Here is a 16,586-nt window from a genome sequence, read left to right as displayed (position 1 = left end):
CGCGTCAGTCCTTCGGCCGCAGGCGGATCAGCGGCAGGTCGGTCTTCGACGCCCCGACCAGGTCCCGGCCGCCCGGGCCGCGCAGCCGCACCTCGCGGAACCGGACCGACGAAAGCTGCGCGGCTTCGATCGGGTAGACGTCGCCGTAGCGCTTGATCTTCTCCACCAGCTCCTTGCCGAGCAGCTCGACCAGACCGGCGTGCCGGGTCGCGCCGCCGCCCAGCGGCACGTCCAGCTGCCTGCGCACCTCGGGGAACCGCTGGTCCAGCTCGACGGCCAGCTGGTGGATCGTGACGTAGGCCGGGCCGAACTCCGCGGCGTCGGGACCCGGCGGGATCTCCTTGAGCACCTTGATGAGCTTGTCGTCCATCCCGAGCTTGTCCCACAACGTCACGTCTTAATCCTCCGCTCACGACCGCCGTTGGTCTACCAGAGGACCGGCACGCGGTCCACTCCCCCGGTGACACGGTTGGTCCGGACCTGGAGTTCATCGACGCCGACGGCCAGGCGCAGCCCCGGAAACCGCCGGAACAGCGACCCGAAGACGACGCGCAGCTCGGTGCGCGCGAGGCTGGCGCCGATGCAGAACCAGCCGCCGTAGGCGAAGGAGAGGTGCGAGGTCGCCTTGCGGCCGGGGTCGAACGCCGCCGCGTCGAGGAACACCGACGAGTCCCGGTTGGCGGCCCCGAGCGCCAGCACGACCGCGTCACCGCGGGCGATCTCCACGCCGCCGAGCTCGACGTCGTCGTGCGCGTACCGCAGGACGCCGAGCCCGCCCGGGCGGACAGCCGCAGGATCTCCTCGACCACGCCGTGCACCCGCCCGTCGGGGTCGGCGGCCAGCGCATCCCGGCGGGTGAGGTCGGCGAGCAGGTAGAGCACGCCAAGGTCGATCCGGTTGGACGTCGTCTCGTGGCCGGCGAACAGCAGGCCGGCGGCGAGCCGGGCGAGGTCGTCGTCGCCGAACGACGGATCGCCGGCCTGCGCGCGGACCAGGTCCGAGACGACGTCCTGGCCGGGAGCGCGCCGCTTCGTGGCGGCGAGCCGGCTCATGTAGGCGGCGAACTCGTCGAGCGCCGCACCGGCGCCGTCGCCGATGTCCATCCGGCCCATCCGGTCCGACAGCACCCGGAAGGTGTCTCGGTCTTCGGACGGGACGCAGAGCAGCTCGCAGATCACCAGCACGGGCAGCGGGAACGACAGGTGCTCGTGCAGGTCGACCGGGCCGCCGGCGTCGCGGGCCCGGTCCATGGCGTCGAAGCAGCCGTCGGCGAGTTCCTGGACGTGGCCGGCGAGCCGCCGGATCCGGTTGGCGGAGAAGGCCGGTACGAGCATCCGCCGCATCCGCGCGTGGTCGGTGTGCTCGGTCTCGTGGTCCCCTTGCGGCCGGCTGAGGATCGCGGCGTCCGAAAGCGCCGACGCCTCCTCCGGCGCCGGGTGCGAGCGCCCGAACCGCGGATCGGTGAAGACGCTCCGGACCTGTTCGAACCCGGTGACCAGCCAGGCGGGATCCCCGGCCGGAGTGGTCACGGCGACCACGGGTCCCTGCCGGCGCAGCACCTCGAAGAGCGGCGCGATTTCCAGGACGTTCGGCCGCGCGAACGGCAGACGCGGGCGATCCGTGGTGGCGGTCATGGTTCTCCTCCCGGGCGCGCGGCCGATCGGCGCGGACACGGACGGGCCGGTCACCGGCCGCTCCCCCGGCCCCCGCGATCCACGGTACTCACCGGACGTGGCTACCGGGGCCGGAGGCCAAGCCCCGGCTCGGGAAACCGCCGCCCCGAACCACCCTCGCGCCCCGGATTCCGCCTGGCAGGTCCGGCCGACGCTCCAAAGTGGACCGGAAAGCCGACTCCCGCCGCCGGGGTCGCGATCAGCCTGCGCATCGCGGCGGCGATCGCCGACGCGGTGATCATCATCAGCGGCGCCCCCGGCCTGGCGCTGGGTCGTGACGGAGCCCGGTGCCGGAGAGTCGTCTCCGGCGGTTCGCCGTCGCCCGTCCGGGGTAACCCATCGGCGCTCAACCTTCGGGGCCGTTCACCCGTACTGATCCCCGGCAGGACGTTAGGCGAAGGGGACGACGGATGCGCAGGACCGAGGTGGTGACCCTGCTGGGTGCGGTGCTGGTCACGGCTGCTTGCTCGGCGCCGCGCACCACGACACCGAGCCCGATCGCGGAGCCGGAGCCGCTGACCACCAGTCCGGCCGCGCCGACCACGACCACCCCGCCCCCGCCCCCGCCCGCGCCGCCGTGCGCCGTCACCACCGGGGCGTGCGTGAGCCTGCCGCAGCGGCTGGCCTGGCTGCTGCGCGACGGCCAGGTGGTCCGCGGCCCGGTCCCGGCCGGGTTCGGGCCACCCGACCAGGCAACACCCGCCGGGTCGTTCCGCGTCGCCTGGAAGGACCGCGAGCACCGCAGCAGCCAGTACGGCACCGACATGCCCAACTCGGTGTTCTTCGCCGCCGGCGGCATCGCCTTCCACGCCGGGCCGCTCGACGCGCCCTCGCACGGCTGCGTCCACCTGACCGACGCCGATGCGGCGGCGTTCTTCGACGGGCTGAACGTCGGGGACGCGGTGCAGGTCTTGTAGGCTCCTTCCCTGTTGGACACTCCCACTGTCGTCTCCCGGCTGCGCGCCGCGGGCTGCGTGTTCGCCGAAGACGAGGCCGATCTCCTCGTCGCCGCGGCCACGTCCCCCGCGGAACTCGGTGCGCTCGTCGAACGCCGGGTCGCCGGGCTGCCGCTGGAACACCTGCTGGGCTGGGCGGAGTTCCACGGCCTGCGCGTCACCGTGCGGCCCGGGGTGTTCGTGCCGCGCCACCGCACCGGGTACCTGGTCGACGTCGCCGTCTCGCTGGCGCCCCCGGACCCGGTGGTGCTCGACCTGTGCTGCGGCTCCGGGGCGCTGGGCGCCGCGTTCGCCGCCGCGCGGCCGCCGCGTGAGCTGCACGCCGCCGACGTCGAGGCCGCCGCGGTCGAGTGCGCCCGGCTGAACCTCCCGGACGCCCACGTCCACCGGGGCGATCTCTACGACGCGCTGCCGTCGGCCCTGCGCGGCCGGGTCGACGTCCTGCTGGCGAACGTGCCCTACGTCCCGACCGAGGCCGTCGCGACGATGCCGCCGGAAGCGCGCCTGCACGAGCCGCTGGTGGCGCTCGACGGCGGCGCGGACGGCCTGGACCTCGCCCGCCGCGTCGCCGCGGGCGCGCCGGGCTGGCTCGCTCCGGGCGGGACCCTGCTGATCGAATCGAGCGAGCGGCAGGCGCCGGTGCTCGCGGAAATCCTTGCGGCGGCGGGGTTGTCGCCGCGCGTGCACTCCTGCGACGAGCTGGGCGCGACCGTCGTGACCGGTACCGCGGAACCGTGACCTCACGTTCCGGCGCTCCCGGACGTCTACCTGGTGTGATCGTGAAACCGTTCGAGCAAGTCGTGGCCGAGCACGGGCCGATGGTCCTCCGGGTCTGCCGGGCCGTGCTCGGGTCCGCCGACGCCGAAGACGCCTGGTCGGAAACCTTCCTGGCCGCGTTGAAGGCGTACCCGGAGCTGCCCGCCGACGCGAACGTCCAAGCGTGGCTCGTCACGATCGCGCACCGCAAGGCCGTCGACGTCACCCGCGCGCAGGCCCGCCGGCCGGTCCCGGTCGGGGACGTCCCGGACCGGCCGGGCCGCGCGGACGCGTGGAACGGCGACCTGTGGGACGCGCTGGCGAGATTGCCGGACAAGCAACGCCTCGCCGTGGCCTACCACTACCTGGCCGGGCTGCCGTACCGCGAAATCGCGGAAATCACCGGCGGCACCGCCGACGCCGCCCGCCGGGCGGCGGCCGACGGCGTCAAAGCGCTGCGAGCCTGCTACCCCCTGGAAGGAGCGCACTCATGACGGACATGTTCCAGTTCTTCACGAACGAGGTCCTGCTCGACCCGAACCCGATGCACGAGCGGCTCGTCGCCGACGCCGCCCGCCGGGGACTGCTGGACGTCGCCTACCACATCGTCGACTCCCCGGTGGGGCCGCTGCTGCTGGCGGCGACCGAGGAAGGCCTGGTGAGGGTGGCCTTCGACCGCCAGGACCACGACGGCGTGCTGGCCGAGCTGGCGGCGATCATCAGCCCGCGGATCCTCCGGACCCCGGCCCGGTTCGAGGAGGTCACCCGCCAGCTCGAGGAGTACTTCACCGGCGAGCGGCACGCCTTCGACGTCCCGCTGGACCTGCGGCTGGCGCGGGGGTTCCGCCGGGCCGTGCTGGCTCACCTGGCCGAGATCGCCTACGGGAACACGGAAAGCTACGCGCAGGTCGCGGCGGCGGCGGGGAGCCCGAAGGCGGTCCGCGCGGTCGGCACCGCGTGCGCGCTCAACCCGTTGCCGGTGGTGGTGCCGTGCCACCGGGTCGTCCGGTCCGACGGGTCGTACGGGCAGTACGCCGGCGGGGAAGAAGCCAAGCGGGCCTTGCTGACGATGGAGGCGGCGTGACGACGTTCGAGGAGCGCGTCGCCGCGGCCGACTGGGCCGCGGTGGCCGCCGAGGTCGACGACTACGGCAGCGCCCTGCTGCCGCGGCTGCTCAGCCCGGCCGAGTGCGCGCGGCTGGTCGAGCTGTGGGACGAACCGGCGCACTTCCGGGCGACGGTGAACCTGCGTCGTCACCGCTTCGGGGACAACGGCGACTACCATTACTTCGCTTCGCCGTTCCCCGAACCGGTGCAGCGGCTGCGGCAGGCGCTCTACCCGCGGCTGCTGCCGATCGCGCAGGACTGGGCCGCGCGCCTCGGCCGGCCGGCCGAGTGGCCGTCCACTTTGGACGAGTGGCTGGCGGTGTGCCACGCCTCCGGTCAGCGGCGGCCGACGCCGATCCTGCTGCGCTACGACACCGGCGGCTGGAACGCGCTGCACCGCGACCTCTACGGCGACAAGGTGTTCCCGCTGCAGGTGGTGATCAACCTGAACGATCCGGGCACCGACCACACCGGCGGCGAGTTCCTCCTGGTGGAGCAGCGGCCACGCGCGCAGTCACGCGGCACGGCGACGCTCATCCCCCAGGGCCACGGCCTGGTGTTCACCACCCGGGACAGGCCGGTCCGCTCGGCCCGCGGCTGGTCGGCGGCCCCGGTGCGCCACGGCGTTTCGGTGGTCCGGTCGGGCCGCCGCCACACCCTCGGCCTCGTGTTCCACGACGCCGCATGACCTCGCTCGAACTGGCGGCGCTGCTGGGCTTGCTCGGCCGGGCGCGGCACATCGTGATCGGCACGGATGCTGCCTCCCGGCCCGACGGCGAGCGGATCGCCGCGGCCTGGGGCGGCCTGGTGCTGGCCACGGTGACCTGGCCCGAAACGGCGGCGTCGTGGCTGCGCCAGGCCCGCCGCTTCGCGGCGCCGGAGCCGGACGCGTGGGTGGTCGCCGCCACCCCGGCGGGCTGGGCCGGCATGAACCGGCGGCTGCTGCTGTCGACGTCGTGGAGTCCACATCGGACGATCGCGACTTCGGCACTGGAAGGGTGCGCGCTCCCCGGCCTGCGCGGCGCCCGCGCGGACGGGACTACTTGGGAGAACCGATGAAACACGCTGTGGTGGATTCCCCGATCGGCCCGCTGACCGTCGTCGGCGACGGCGCCGTCGTGACCGGCCTGTACTTCCCGAACCACTGGACCCGCCCGGACCGCACCACGTTCGGCGAGCGCGACGACACGGCGTTCCCCGAGGCGACGCAGCAGCTGGCGGAGTACTTCGCCGGCCGGCGCACGGTGTTCGACGTGCCGGTGCGGGCGGACGGCCCCGGCTTCGACCGCACGGTGTGGGCCGAGCTCGCCAAGATCCCGTACGGCGCCACGGCGACGTACGGCGAGCTGGCCCGGGCGGTCGGCGGCCTGCCGCACGACGTCGGCGCGGCGGTCGGGCGCAACCCGCTGAGCATCCTGGTGGCGTGCCACCGCGTCGTCGGCAAGGGCGGGAAGCTCACGGGCTACGCGGGCGGGGTGCAGCGGAAGGCGTTCCTCCTGGACCTGGAGCGGCCACCGGCCTCGGGGCTCTGGTGATCAGACCCGGCCGAGCAGCAGCGTCACCCCCAGCCCGGTCATCGTCACGGCGATCACGACGTCGAGCACGCGCCAGGCCATCGGCTTCGCGAACACGCCGGCCAGCCGCCGCGCCCCGAAGCCCAGGGCGCTGAACCAGACGGCGCTGGCCACTCCGGCGCCGAGGCCGAACAGCCACCGCCCGTCGCCGTGGGCGACCGCGACCGAGCCGAGCAGCAGGACCGTGTCGAGGTAGACGTGCGGGTTCAGCCAGGTGAAGGCCACGCAGGCGAGCACGGCCTTCCGCAGCGGCGTGCGGTCCTCGCCGACGGTCATGACGGACGGCCGGAACGCCCGCCGCGCGGCGAGCGCGCCGTAGCCGAGCAGGAACAGCCCACCCCCGACGGCGATGACCCCGATGGCGGTCGGCCACTGCGCCAGCACGGCCCCGATCCCGCTGACCCCGAGCCCGATGAGCACGAGATCGGACACGGCACAGATGACGACCAGCGGCGCCACGGCTCCGCCGCGCAGGCCTTGTTGCAGCAGGAAGGCGTTCTGGGAGCCGATCGCGACGATCAGGGACAGGCCGGTTCCGAATCCGGCCAGCAGGAGAGGCAGCACCCCGACACGGTATGACCGAGGAGCTGCATTACTCCAGCTAAAGATCCTTACGTAACGTTAGCGCTGCTGATGTCCAGCGGCCGTCAGTGCACCGCGGCCTGCAGCTGGGCGGCGTGCGCCTGGGCTTCGGGGAGAGCCGGGCTGCAGAACTCCGTCACCATCGCCAGGATGCGGCCGGACGCCGCAGCGGGTGACGCGGTCAGGTCCGGGCTGGACGCGACGGTGATCTGGCGGGTCGCGGTGTCTTCGCTCATGCTCCACGTGCTGTACCCCGGCACGTCCCCGGCGTGGCCCCAGACATCGGGGGCGCCGGGGCCGCAGATGCCGGCCAGGGAGAGGCGCATCAGCCCCAGCCCGTAGCTGAGCAAGCCGCCCTGCCCCGGCCACAGGACCGTGGTCTTCATCTGCGCGAGCACGTCGGCCGGCAGGAGTTCGCCGTCGAACAGCGCGCGGAAGAAGCGGTTCAGGTCGGTCGCGCTCGAAATGATGTTTCCGGCACCGAAGTAGCGGCTGAAGTTGTAGACGGTGACGTCCGTCAGCCCGTGCGGCGCGGGGTAGAGCTGCTCGTAGCCGCGGATGGCCGGGTGCGGCACCAGCGGGAAGTCCCGCGGCAGGAACGTGTCGGCCAGGTGCAGCGGACCGGTGATCCAGTCGGCGAGCACCTGCTCGAACCGGCGGCCGGTGAGCTTCTCCACCAGCAGGGCCAGCACGTTGTAGCCGGTGTTGGAGTACGACCAGCTCGTGCCGGGCGGGAACAGCAGCGGCTGCACGGTGCTGTCGTGGATCGCCTCCACCTCGCCGAAGTGCTCGAACCGTTCGGTGTCCACCTCCGCCAGGGTCGTCCAGGTGTACTGCGGCGCCAGGTCCCGCGGCAGGCCGCTGGTGTGCTGCAGCAGCTGGCGGACGGTGATCGGCTCCGGGTAGGGCAGCAGGCCGGGCAGGTACTTCGCGATCGGCTCGTCCAGCCCCAGCCGGCCCTTCGCGGCCAGCTTCAGCACGAGTGTCGCGGTGAAGGTCTTGGACACGCTGGCGATGCGGAACCGGCCGCCGGTGTCGGGCTTCGCCCCGGTGACGACGTCACCGACCCCGGCGCGCCCCCGCCAGCGGCCGGCCGGATCCGTGGCGACGGCGATCATCCCCACGTTCCCGGCCTGCACGGCGGTGTCCAGCGCGGCCTGCCGCGGGTCCGTGGCCGCGGCGGCGACAGCGGTGCCGCTGCCGGTGAACACGAGCACGGCGCAAGCGGCGGAGACGACCATTCGACGCATGATTTCCCCCCGGATGTCTGCGGCCCCCTCCGACGGTAGCGCAGACCGGCCGGCTCGGTAAGGGAGTGCACCGGACCGGAAACGCCGTCGCGTGCGGCAGGATCTCCCCATGGACGACTACCCGAACCACGACGCGGTGGGCCTGGCCGCCCTGGTCCGCGAAGGCCAGGTCACCCCGGCGGAACTGCTCGAGGCGGCGCGGGCCCGGCTGGCGCGGGTCAACCCGCGGCTGAACGCCGTCGTGCGTGCGGTGGACCCGCCCGCGGCCGCGCCGGACGGGCCCTTCGCCGGCGTTCCGTTCCTGATCAAGGACCTCCACCAGGACTTGGCCGGAACGCCCACCAGCGGCGGCTCACGGTCGATGGCGGCGATACCCGCCGCCGAGACCAGCACCGTGGTGCAGCGCTGGCTCGATGCCGGGCTGGTCGTCTTCGGCAAGACCAACACCCCCGAATTCGGCGCCAAGGGCATCACCGAACCGGACCTGTTCGGAGCCGCCCGCAACCCCTGGAACACCGGCCACACGCCAGGCGGGTCCTCCGGTGGTGCGGCCGCCGCGGTCGCCGCCGGGATCGTGCCGTGCGCGGGGGCCAGTGACGGTGGTGGCTCCATCCGGATCCCGGCGTCGGCGTGCGGTCTGTTCGGGCTCAAGCCGTCACGCGGGCTGATCCCGGCCGGGCCGTCGCGCGCCGAAGGACTCGGCGGCACCGCCACCGACGGCGTGATCTCCCGCTCCGTCCGCGACACCGCGGCCATGCTCGACGTCCTCGCCGGTCCGACCCCGCTCTCGCCCTACCTCGCCGGCGGTCCGCGGACTCCCTTCGCGGACGAGGCCGGGCGCGACCCGGGCCGGCTGCGTGTGGCGCTGTGCACCGCCAGCGCCATCAACCCGGCCCCGCACCCGGAAGCCGTCGCCGCCGCGCGCGCGGCCGGTGCTCTGCTCGACGAACTCGGGCACGACGTGGTGGAGCTGTCCGCGCAGCCGTTCGACGACGCGGCCCTGGCCCGCGACTTCCTGACCAGCTGGTTCGTCAGCTGCGCGCACGCGATGGCGGAATGCCGGGCGGCGAGCGGAGCCGGCGACACGGCCTTCGAACTCGACACCCGCACCATGGCCGCGCTGGGACGGGCCACCAGCTCGGTCGACCTGGTGCGCGCCATCGAACGGCGCCACGAGCACACCCGGCGGCTCGCCGGGTTCCACGAGTCCTACGACCTCCTGCTGACCCCGACGACGGCCACCCCGCCGCCGCGGATCGGGGCGTTCGAATCCCCGGCGCCGCTGCGCGCGGCGCAGCGGGCCCTGCTCGCCGCCGGAGCGGCCGGGCTGCTGCGGCACACGCCCGTGGTGGAACGGATGATCTCCGACAACCTCGGCTGGGTGCCCTACACCCAGCTGGCCAACCTCACCGGCCGGCCCGCGATGAGCGTCCCCCTGCACTGGACCGCGGACGGGCTGCCGATCGGCGCCCAGTTCGTCGGCCGGCTCGGCGCCGACGACACGCTGTTGCGGCTGGCGGGCCAGCTGGAGCGGGCCCGGCCGTGGGCCGGGCGCCGACCGCCGCTGAATTAGTCTCGCGATCGGGAAAACCGGCGCGTCCGGCACGGCCCAAGGGAAAGTCACGAAACAACGGTGACGTCCACCCGAAATTTTCCGGCCGTCAATCCTTCGGTGTCGACGGCGATGTACCAATGCCCGTCGGACGGGACTCGAATGTCCAGCTGTCGATTCGTCGCGACCCCGCCGACCATCCGATAAGCACTTCTCCGCCGATAGGATTCCACGTTCTCCGCGCTCAGCAGGCGAACGTTCACCACGGCGTCAAGACGCACGCGCACCACAGCCGCCCGGTGGACCCAACCCAGATCCACCACGACCGGTTCCCACCGCACCATAATCCCCACCGCGACGATTCATCACGCACCAGAGTCCACCCCGGAAAACGCCAATACCTTGTGCGTGTCGATCGCCATCGAATGTCGCGGTGTTACAAAACAAGAAGGGCGAAACAAACGAACCGGAGACGTGGAGTGAGATCGACCTCAGGCGACGTTCTCCGCCGGAAACCGCGCCGGCGTCAGCCCGCCTCACCCGGGAACGCACCCACTCCGTGTTCGACGAGGTCGAAGGCCTGGTCGACCACCGCCACCTGCTCCCGCCGGACCACTTCCGCGTCGTCGCCCGCGATGATCCGGCCCATCGCGTGCGCGAACACCGTCGTGATCGCCGTCGTCAGCAAGCCCGCCACCATCCGGGACCGGAACGCCTCACCCGTCTCCTCGACGAGCACCGAAGCGAACGCGTCCGCGATCTCGCGCTCCTGCTCGTACCACCGCGCCATCAGCGCCGGGCTCGAGGTCAGCACCCACCAGAAGCCCGGGCCACCGGCGATCGCGCCCGAGAGCGGGTGTCCTGTGGCCAGCAGCTCGTGCTGGTGACGACGCAGTGCTTCACACGGCGACACCCCCGCCGGCCGGGACCGCACCACCGCGGTCAGCTCCGCCAGGCGGTCCGCGTGGCGGTCGAGGAACAGGTCCTCCTTGCGCGGGAAGTAGTTGAACACCGTCATCTTCGAGACGCCCGCCGCCTCGGCGATCTCGGCCACGGTCACCTCCTCGAAGCCGCGCTCGACGAACAAGCCTGTGGCCACGTTGGAGATCAGCAGGCGGGTGGCCTGCTTCTTCCGCTCGCGCAGTCCCGGATCCGGCATGCCCAGAGTATAGACCGAACCAAAAGTTCGACTCGGTAAAAGTTTCCGGGCATCATCGGAGCCATGAACAGGGATGTGGTGATCTCCGGGGGCGGACCGGTCGGCTTGATGCTGGCCTGCGAACTGCGGCTGGCGGGCGTGGACGTGCTCGTCGTCGAACGGCTGCCCGAGCCGGACCAGACGATCAAGGCCGGGTCGGTCAACCTGACCACGGCCGAAGCCTTCTACCGGCGGGGGCTGCTGCCCGCAATGGACGAAGTCGTGCGGCAGAACTTCGCGCAGATCCAGAAGTTCCTCGAATCACGCGGCGGAGGTGGGCCCAAGGCCGTCCCGGTGGGGCACTTCGCCGGGATCATGGTCACCTCAGGCGGGGTCGACTTCACCGATCCCGCCTTCCGGGACGTCGGGCCCGCCGCCCGGGTGGTCGTCATCCAGCAGCAGGCCGTCGAGGCGATCCTCGCCGCGCGGGCCGCCGAACTGGGGGTCGAGATCCGGCGCGGTGTCGAGCTCACCGGGTTCGACGCCGACGACGACGGCGTGACCGTGCAGCTCGGCGATGGGGAAACCGTGCGCGCCGGGTGGCTCGCCGGGTGCGACGGGGGACGCAGCCGGGTCCGCAAGCTGGCGGGATTCGAGTTCCCCGGGACCGATCCGGCCATCACCGGGCGGCAGGCGATGGCCGAACTGACCGGCGCCGACGTGCTGCCCGCCGGGTGGCAGCACGGCACCGGCGGCCTCTACGTCGTCGGGCCGGTCCCCGGCCGGTTCCTCACCGTCGAATTCGACGGGCCGCCCGTGGACCGAGACGCGCCGATCACCGCGCAGGAGCTCGAAGACAGCCTCCGGCGGGTGTCCGGGGCGGACATCCGGGTGACGAAGGTCCACAGCGCGACGCGCTTCACCGACAACGCGCGCCAGGCGACCTCCTACCGCCAGGGCCGCGTGCTGCTGGCGGGGGACGCGGCCCACGTGCACTCCCCCTTCGGCGGGCAGGGTCTCAACCTCGGCATCGGCGACGCCGTCAACCTGGGCTGGAAACTCGCCGCCACCATCCACGGCTGGGCCCCCGCCGGCCTGCTCGACACCTACACGACCGAGCGGCACCCGATCGGCGAGTGGGTCCTCGAGTGGACCCGGGCGCAGGTCGCGCTGATGCGCAGCGACGTGCGGACGAAGGCGCTGCGCCAGGTCCTCACCGATCTCCTGCTCACCGGCGACGGCGCGACCTACCTCGCGAAGAAGCTTTCCGGGGTCCTGCACCGGTATCCGATCGACGGCGAGCACGACCTCACCGGCCGCGCCGCGCCCGACTTCGCGTTCGCCGACGGCACCCGGCTCGGCGAGCGTCTCCAGGACGGCAAGGCGCTCCTGCTCGACCTCGCCGACCACGGCGACCTGCGCGAGACGGCGAGCGGCTGGGCCGGCCGGGTCGGGGTGCTGACCGCGAAGTGCGACAGCGAGCCGGCGCTGACGGGCGTGCTGGTCCGGCCGGACGGGCACATCGCCTGGGCGCGCGAGGACGGTTCCACCGCCGGCCTCGACGCGGCGCTGCGCAGGTGGTTCGGCGCACCCGCCTGACGCACGGACCGGGCAGGATGGGCGGGTGACCGGACTCCACCCGCCCATCGAGCCCTACGCCCACGGGCTGCTCGACGTCGGCGACGGGCACCACGTGTACTGGGAGACCTGCGGGAACCCGGACGGCAAACCGGCGGTCGTGCTGCACGGCGGCCCCGGCCAGGGCTGCCCGCCCGGCATGCGGCGGATGTTCGACCCGGCCCGGTATCGCGTCGTGCTGCTCGACCAGCGCGGCTGCGGCCGGAGCCTGCCGCACGCGGCCGACCCCGCGACGTCGCTGCGGCACAACACCACGAACCACCTCGTCGCCGACCTCGAACGGCTGCGGGAGCACCTCGGCATCGAACGCTGGCTGGTGACGGGTGGCTCGTGGGGCACGACGCTCGCGCTGGTCTACGCCGAGCGCTTCCCGCACCGGGTGACGGAGATCGTGGTCAGCGCGATCAGCACCACGCGCCGATCCGAGATCGACTGGCTGTACCGCGGCGCCGGCCGCTTCTTCCCCGAGGCGTGGCAACGCTTCCGCGAGGTTGCCGGGGACGACGACGTCGTTGGCGCCTACGCCCGCCGGCTGGCGGACCCGGCCCGGCGGGACCGCGCCGCCCTCGCGTGGAACGCCTGGGAAGAAACGGTGCTGTCCCTCGAACCGGGTGCTCCGGAAAAGGTCCACAGTGGACCGCCGGACGACGCGCTGCTGGCGTTCACCCGGCTCACCACCCACTACTACGCGCACGCCGGCTGGCTCGAGGAAGGCGCGGTGATCCGCGACGCCGGGCGCCTCGCGGACATCCCCGGCGTGCTGATCCACGGCCGCCTCGACCTCAGCTGCCCGGTCACGACGGCGTGGGAGCTGGCCGAGGCGTGGCCGGGCGCCGAACTGCTCGTCGACGACCGGTCCGGGCACCGGGCGAGCGACGTCCAACGCGCCTGGAAGCTCACCACGTTGGACCGCTTCGCGGGCTGACCGCGGCGCCTAGGTGTTCTGTCCGGGGCGGTTGCGATCGTCGTGACACGTGATCGGACGATCCAGGTCTCGGTCTCCACCGCTGCGCGGTGGGCTGGTCGCGACCGCGACCTGGGCGAAGCCCGCGCGGCCGACCGGTCCGGGCACCGGGCGAGCGACGTCCAACGCGCCTGGAAGCTCACCGCGTTGGACCGCTTCGCGCGCTGACCGCGTGCCCTGTCAGGCCTGGCCCTCCGCGGCCAGCTGCACCGCGACGTCGATGATCATGTCCTCCTGCCCGCCCACCAAGGCGAGCTCGCCGCACCGGCGCAAGATCGCCTGCGCCGGGACGCCGTAGCGCTCCGCCGCGCGCTCGGCGTGCAGCAGGAAGCTCGAGTACACCCCGGCCCAGCCCTGGACGATCGCGTTGCGGTCCATTTTCGGCCAGCGGTGCAGGTACGGGCGGACCACCTCCTCCGCCGCGTCGAGCAGGGCGCCGACGTCGAGGCCCGTGTCGATCTCCAGGCGGTCGAACACCGCCGCCAGGACCTCCGTCGGCGAGTTGCCCGCGCCCGCGCCGAGTGCGCACAGCGATCCGTCGATGTACCGGACGCCCGCCTCGTAAGCCAGGACCGAGTTCGCGACGCCGAGCGAGAGGTTCTGGTGCCCGTGGTAGCCGACCCACGCCGTGTCGCCCACCTCGGCGACCAGGGCTTCGAAGCGGGCGCGGGCCTCGTGCATCAGCAACGCGCCCGCCGAGTCCGTCACGTACGCCGCCTGGCAGCCCGCGTCCACCATGATCCGGGCCTGCTTCGCCAGGTCTTCCGGCGGTGTCCGGTGCGCCATCATCAGGAAGCCGGCCGTCTCCATCCCGAGTTCGCGCGCCAGGCCGAAGTGCTGCGGCGAGACGTCGGCTTCGGTGCAGTGCGTCGCGACCCGGACCATCTCCGCGCCCGCGTCGAACGCGCGCCGCAGGTCTTCGGCCGTGCCGATCCCCGGCACGAGCAGCACCGCGATCTTCGCCTGCTTCGCCTCTTCACGCGCCGCCGAGATCAGCTTGAGCTCGTCGACGGCGGAGAAGCCGTAGGTGAACGACGAGCCGCCGAGGCCGTCGCCGTGGGTCACCTCGATCACCTCGACACCCGCGCGGTCGAGCGCGCGCACCGTGTCCCGGACCTGCTGCTCGGTGAAGCGGTGCGCCATCGCGTGGCTGCCGTCGCGCAGCGTCGTGTCGACGATCCGCACGTCGTGCTTCAGCTCCGGGCGGCGGGTGTCCACTGATTCGTTCGCCAGCTCACTCATGCCGGCACCTCCTGCTTCGCGCGGGCCATCAGCTCGCCCACCCGGGCGGCCGCGGCGGTCATGATGTCCAGGTTCCCGGCGTACTCGGGCAGGTAGTCGCCGTTGCCGCGGACCTCGAGGAAGATGCCGACCCGCGCGTTGCCGTCCCACTCCTCCCGCGCGTCGTCGAACTGCGGGTCCGCCCGCAGCGCGTACCCCGGCACGTACTGGCGGACCTGGTCGACCATCTCGTGGATCGACGCGGTGATCGCCTCGCGGTCGGCGTCGAGGCCGATCGCGCAGAACACCGTGTCCCGCATGATCATCGGCGGCTCGACCGGGTTCAGGATGATGATCGCCTTGCCCCGCCCGGCACCGCCGATCTCGGCCACCGCCTGCGACGTCGTGCGGGTGAACTCGTCGATGTTCGCCCGCGTCCCGGGGCCCGCTCCACGCGAAGCGACCGACGCGACGATCTCGGCGTACGGGACCGCGGTCACCCGGGAAACGGCGTGCACCATCGGGATCGTGGCCTGGCCGCCGCAGGTGATCATCGAGACGTTCGGCGCGTCGAGGTGCGCGCCGAGGTTCACCGGCGGGCACACCATCGGGCCGAGGTGCGCCGGGGTCAGGTCGATCGCCTGGATGCCGGCTTCGGCGTACCTCGGGGCGTTCGCGGCGTGCGCCTTCGCCGACGTCGCCTCGAACACCAGCTGGGGCAGCCGATCCTGGCGCAGCAGCCAGTCGACGCCTTCCGCGGACGCCTCGATCCCCTGGGCCCGGGCGCGCTCGAGGCCGTCGGACTCGACCACGCCGACCATGTAGCCGACTTCGATCACTTCACTGCGTCGCAGCTTCGCCAGCAGATCGGTGCCGATGTTGCCGGGGCCGACGATCGCCGCCATCACAGGAGCCATGTCCCCGACGGTCGCACCGTGGCCGCGGCGAACGACAGTCGGGCGTTCCGTTCACCGGAACGCCCGGTCCGGCGCCGGCCGGCCGGCGCCCTGAATCACCACCGCGGCGAGCAGGGCCGCGACTCCCCCGCAGGTCATCACGGCCGGGACCGACACCGCGTCGGCCACGAAGCCACCGGCCAGCGCGCCGGCGGAGAGCGTGGCCTGGAAGGACGCGGTGAACAGGACGGTGGCGGCTTCGGGTGTGTCCGGCGCGGCGCGGGCGAACCAGGCCTGGGAGTAGACCGGCACCGCGCCGTAGGCCACGCCCCACGCCACGAGGGTCACGAGCGCGCCGATCGGCCCGGTGTGCGGCAGGGCGAAGACCGCCGGCGCGATCACCGCCGCCGCGAGCGCGAAGCCCTTGCCGTGGCGCCCCGCCAGGAAAGTCCCCGCGATCCCGGCGACGCCGTACGCCAGCAGGTAACCGCTGAGCACCTCCGGCCGGACGAGGTCCCGCAGCAGCGGCGTGACGTAGGTGTAGGTGCCGAAGTGGGCGAGGACGACGAGGAAGGTCACCAGTAGTCCACTCCGGACACCACGGCGCCGCAGGAGTCCACTCAGGACGCTCAACCGGGTGGCTTCCGACGGCGGCAAGGGTGGGGTGAGGACGACCAGGGCGATGGCGGTCGCGAGGCTCAGGACGCCCAGGAGGAGGAACGCCGTCCGCCAGCCCGCAAGCTGCCCGACCAGGGTGCCGAGCGGCACGCCCAGCACCGAACCGAGGGGCACCGCGGCGAAGATCACCGACGTCGCTCGCGCGGCGGCGGCCGTCCCGACCAGCCGGGGCGCCAGGCCGGCGCCGAGCGACCAGAAGCCGCCGATGACGACGCCGACGAGGAACCGCCCGGCCAGCAGCACCCCGAACGCGGGCGCGGCGGCGGTGAGGAAGGCGGCGGCCGCGAGCAGGCCCAGGAGGCCGCCCAGCACCAGCCGCCGGTCGACCCGGCCGGCCGCGACGGTGACCACCGGCGCGGCGACGGCGGCGACGAACCCGGGCACGGTCATGGTCCAGCCGGCGGTCCCGGCCGAGACGCCGAACCCGGCCGCGATCGGCGTCAGCAGCCCGATCGGCAGGATCTCGGTCGTGACGATGGCGAAAATCCCGACGGTGACGGCGAAGACGGCCGGCCACCGTGGTGCTGGTGCGTTCATGCGGCCAGTCAACCGGTGGCGGATCGCCGAGGCTGGCAGGTTTGCGACGGCTTGATCGGCGCGCG

19 protein-coding genes and 1 pseudogene are annotated in these 16,586 nt (G+C 72.9%); 11 read left to right on the top strand and 9 right to left on the bottom strand.

The annotated features are described in order from the left end of the window. Positions 1–4: 4 nt before the first annotated feature. Complete coding sequence (locus tag AB0M30_RS05365) at positions 5–394, bottom strand: hypothetical protein (RefSeq protein ID WP_103338937.1); 390 nt, start codon at positions 392–394, stop codon at positions 5–7. A 32-nt stretch (positions 395–426) separates the two neighbouring features. Then, positions 427–1,634: pseudogene (locus AB0M30_RS05360) on the bottom strand (cytochrome P450). Positions 1,635–2,083: 449 nt separating this feature from the next. Between AB0M30_RS05360 and AB0M30_RS05355 the strand changes: the two are divergent. From AB0M30_RS05355 to AB0M30_RS05325, 7 genes are read left to right on the top strand one after another with little or no spacing between them, the layout of a single operon-like run. Continuing rightward, on the top strand, positions 2,084–2,590 hold the full coding sequence (locus tag AB0M30_RS05355) for a L,D-transpeptidase (protein WP_364580140.1): 507 nt from the start codon (positions 2,084–2,086) through the stop codon (positions 2,588–2,590). A 12-nt stretch (positions 2,591–2,602) separates the two neighbouring features. Beyond that, a complete protein-coding gene (locus AB0M30_RS05350; protein ID WP_364580137.1) occupies positions 2,603–3,367 on the top strand; it encodes a putative protein N(5)-glutamine methyltransferase in 765 nt (254 codons plus the stop codon). Positions 3,368–3,402: 35 nt separating this feature from the next. Continuing rightward, positions 3,403–3,879 (top strand): sigma-70 family RNA polymerase sigma factor, encoded by a 477-nt coding sequence (locus AB0M30_RS05345; RefSeq protein WP_103338933.1) that lies wholly within the window; start codon positions 3,403–3,405, stop codon positions 3,877–3,879. Further along, on the top strand, positions 3,876–4,469 hold the full coding sequence (locus AB0M30_RS05340) for a methylated-DNA--[protein]-cysteine S-methyltransferase (RefSeq protein ID WP_364580134.1): 594 nt from the start codon (positions 3,876–3,878) through the stop codon (positions 4,467–4,469). The genes AB0M30_RS05345 and AB0M30_RS05340 overlap by 4 nt, the downstream gene beginning before the upstream one ends. Continuing rightward, a complete protein-coding gene (locus AB0M30_RS05335) occupies positions 4,466–5,179 on the top strand; it encodes a 2OG-Fe(II) oxygenase (protein WP_364580131.1) in 714 nt (237 codons plus the stop codon). Before AB0M30_RS05340 ends, AB0M30_RS05335 begins: the two co-directional genes overlap by 4 nt. Then, positions 5,176–5,550, top strand: coding sequence for a hypothetical protein (locus tag AB0M30_RS05330; protein WP_364580128.1), 375 nt, complete (start codon positions 5,176–5,178; stop codon positions 5,548–5,550). The genes AB0M30_RS05335 and AB0M30_RS05330 overlap by 4 nt, the downstream gene beginning before the upstream one ends. Then, positions 5,547–6,026 carry a methylated-DNA--[protein]-cysteine S-methyltransferase gene (locus tag AB0M30_RS05325; RefSeq protein WP_364580126.1) on the top strand — a complete coding sequence of 160 codons (480 nt, stop codon included), beginning with the start codon at positions 5,547–5,549 and terminating at the stop codon, positions 6,024–6,026. The genes AB0M30_RS05330 and AB0M30_RS05325 overlap by 4 nt, the downstream gene beginning before the upstream one ends. On the opposite strand, the gene AB0M30_RS05320 is transcribed toward AB0M30_RS05325, so the two are convergent. Together AB0M30_RS05320 and AB0M30_RS05315 are read right to left on the bottom strand one after the other, a co-directional pair. Beyond that, complete coding sequence (locus AB0M30_RS05320; RefSeq protein ID WP_364580123.1) at positions 6,027–6,629, bottom strand: LysE family transporter; 603 nt, start codon at positions 6,627–6,629, stop codon at positions 6,027–6,029. 83 nt (positions 6,630–6,712) lie between these two features. Continuing rightward, on the bottom strand, positions 6,713–7,897 hold the full coding sequence (locus AB0M30_RS05315; RefSeq protein WP_364580121.1) for a serine hydrolase domain-containing protein: 1,185 nt from the start codon (positions 7,895–7,897) through the stop codon (positions 6,713–6,715). 109 nt (positions 7,898–8,006) lie between these two features. On the opposite strand from AB0M30_RS05315, the gene AB0M30_RS05310 reads away from it, so the two are divergent. Continuing rightward, positions 8,007–9,470 carry an amidase gene (locus AB0M30_RS05310; RefSeq protein ID WP_364580118.1) on the top strand — a complete coding sequence of 488 codons (1,464 nt, stop codon included), beginning with the start codon at positions 8,007–8,009 and terminating at the stop codon, positions 9,468–9,470. A gap of 47 nt (positions 9,471–9,517) precedes the next feature. On the opposite strand, the gene AB0M30_RS05305 is transcribed toward AB0M30_RS05310, so the two are convergent. Then, entirely contained in the window at positions 9,518–9,772 is a 255-nt protein-coding gene (locus AB0M30_RS05305) for a DUF1883 domain-containing protein (protein WP_364580116.1), read from the bottom strand. Positions 9,773–9,975: 203 nt separating this feature from the next. Beyond that, on the bottom strand, positions 9,976–10,608 hold the full coding sequence (locus AB0M30_RS05300; protein ID WP_364580113.1) for a TetR/AcrR family transcriptional regulator: 633 nt from the start codon (positions 10,606–10,608) through the stop codon (positions 9,976–9,978). 63 nt (positions 10,609–10,671) lie between these two features. Here AB0M30_RS05300 and AB0M30_RS05295 point away from each other — a divergent pair, with 63 nt between their 5' ends. The 3 genes from AB0M30_RS05295 to AB0M30_RS05285 are packed head-to-tail and all read left to right on the top strand — an operon-like array spanning position 10,672 to position 13,357. Continuing rightward, a complete protein-coding gene (locus tag AB0M30_RS05295; protein ID WP_364580110.1) occupies positions 10,672–12,186 on the top strand; it encodes an FAD-dependent monooxygenase in 1,515 nt (504 codons plus the stop codon). Positions 12,187–12,211: 25 nt separating this feature from the next. Then, positions 12,212–13,150, top strand: coding sequence for a prolyl aminopeptidase (pip, locus tag AB0M30_RS05290; protein ID WP_364580107.1), 939 nt, complete (start codon positions 12,212–12,214; stop codon positions 13,148–13,150). Between the two features lie 42 nt (positions 13,151–13,192). Then, entirely contained in the window at positions 13,193–13,357 is a 165-nt protein-coding gene (locus tag AB0M30_RS05285) for a hypothetical protein (protein WP_364580104.1), read from the top strand. Between the two features lie 12 nt (positions 13,358–13,369). On the opposite strand, the gene dmpG is transcribed toward AB0M30_RS05285, so the two are convergent. From dmpG to AB0M30_RS05270, 3 genes are read right to left on the bottom strand one after another with little or no spacing between them, the layout of a single operon-like run. Further along, the gene (dmpG, locus tag AB0M30_RS05280; RefSeq protein WP_364580101.1) at positions 13,370–14,431 is read right to left on the bottom strand and encodes a 4-hydroxy-2-oxovalerate aldolase; all 1,062 of its coding nucleotides are present in this window, start codon (positions 14,429–14,431) and stop codon (positions 13,370–13,372) included. Continuing rightward, positions 14,428–15,327: an acetaldehyde dehydrogenase (acetylating) gene (locus tag AB0M30_RS05275; RefSeq protein WP_360175219.1), complete on the bottom strand. Its 900-nt coding sequence runs from the start codon at positions 15,325–15,327 to the stop codon at positions 14,428–14,430. Before AB0M30_RS05275 ends, dmpG begins: the two co-directional genes overlap by 4 nt. A 51-nt stretch (positions 15,328–15,378) precedes the next feature. Beyond that, positions 15,379–16,521 carry an MFS transporter gene (locus AB0M30_RS05270; RefSeq protein WP_364580098.1) on the bottom strand — a complete coding sequence of 381 codons (1,143 nt, stop codon included), beginning with the start codon at positions 16,519–16,521 and terminating at the stop codon, positions 15,379–15,381. Positions 16,522–16,586: the final 65 nt, after the last annotated feature.

Source organism: Amycolatopsis sp. NPDC051716 (genome assembly GCF_040681595.1).
Taxonomy (GTDB): Bacteria; Actinomycetota; Actinomycetes; order Mycobacteriales; family Pseudonocardiaceae; genus Amycolatopsis.
This window is presented reverse-complemented; position numbering and strand designations above follow the sequence as displayed.

Coding starts and splice junctions, on each gene's coding strand:
- dmpG (WP_364580101.1), bottom strand. CDS start 14,431: ATGAGTGAGCTGGCGAACGAATCAGTGGACACCCGCCGCCCGGAGCTG.
- AB0M30_RS05275 (WP_360175219.1), bottom strand. CDS start 15,327: ATGGCTCCTGTGATGGCGGCGATCGTCGGCCCCGGCAACATCGGCACC.
- AB0M30_RS05310 (WP_364580118.1), top strand. CDS start 8,007: ATGGACGACTACCCGAACCACGACGCGGTGGGCCTGGCCGCCCTGGTC.
- AB0M30_RS05315 (WP_364580121.1), bottom strand. CDS start 7,897: ATGCGTCGAATGGTCGTCTCCGCCGCTTGCGCCGTGCTCGTGTTCACC.
- AB0M30_RS05325 (WP_364580126.1), top strand. CDS start 5,547: ATGAAACACGCTGTGGTGGATTCCCCGATCGGCCCGCTGACCGTCGTC.
- AB0M30_RS05340 (WP_364580134.1), top strand. CDS start 3,876: ATGACGGACATGTTCCAGTTCTTCACGAACGAGGTCCTGCTCGACCCG.
- AB0M30_RS05270 (WP_364580098.1), bottom strand. CDS start 16,521: ATGAACGCACCAGCACCACGGTGGCCGGCCGTCTTCGCCGTCACCGTC.
- AB0M30_RS05355 (WP_364580140.1), top strand. CDS start 2,084: ATGCGCAGGACCGAGGTGGTGACCCTGCTGGGTGCGGTGCTGGTCACG.
- AB0M30_RS05330 (WP_364580128.1), top strand. CDS start 5,176: ATGACCTCGCTCGAACTGGCGGCGCTGCTGGGCTTGCTCGGCCGGGCG.
- AB0M30_RS05295 (WP_364580110.1), top strand. CDS start 10,672: ATGAACAGGGATGTGGTGATCTCCGGGGGCGGACCGGTCGGCTTGATG.
- AB0M30_RS05300 (WP_364580113.1), bottom strand. CDS start 10,608: ATGCCGGATCCGGGACTGCGCGAGCGGAAGAAGCAGGCCACCCGCCTG.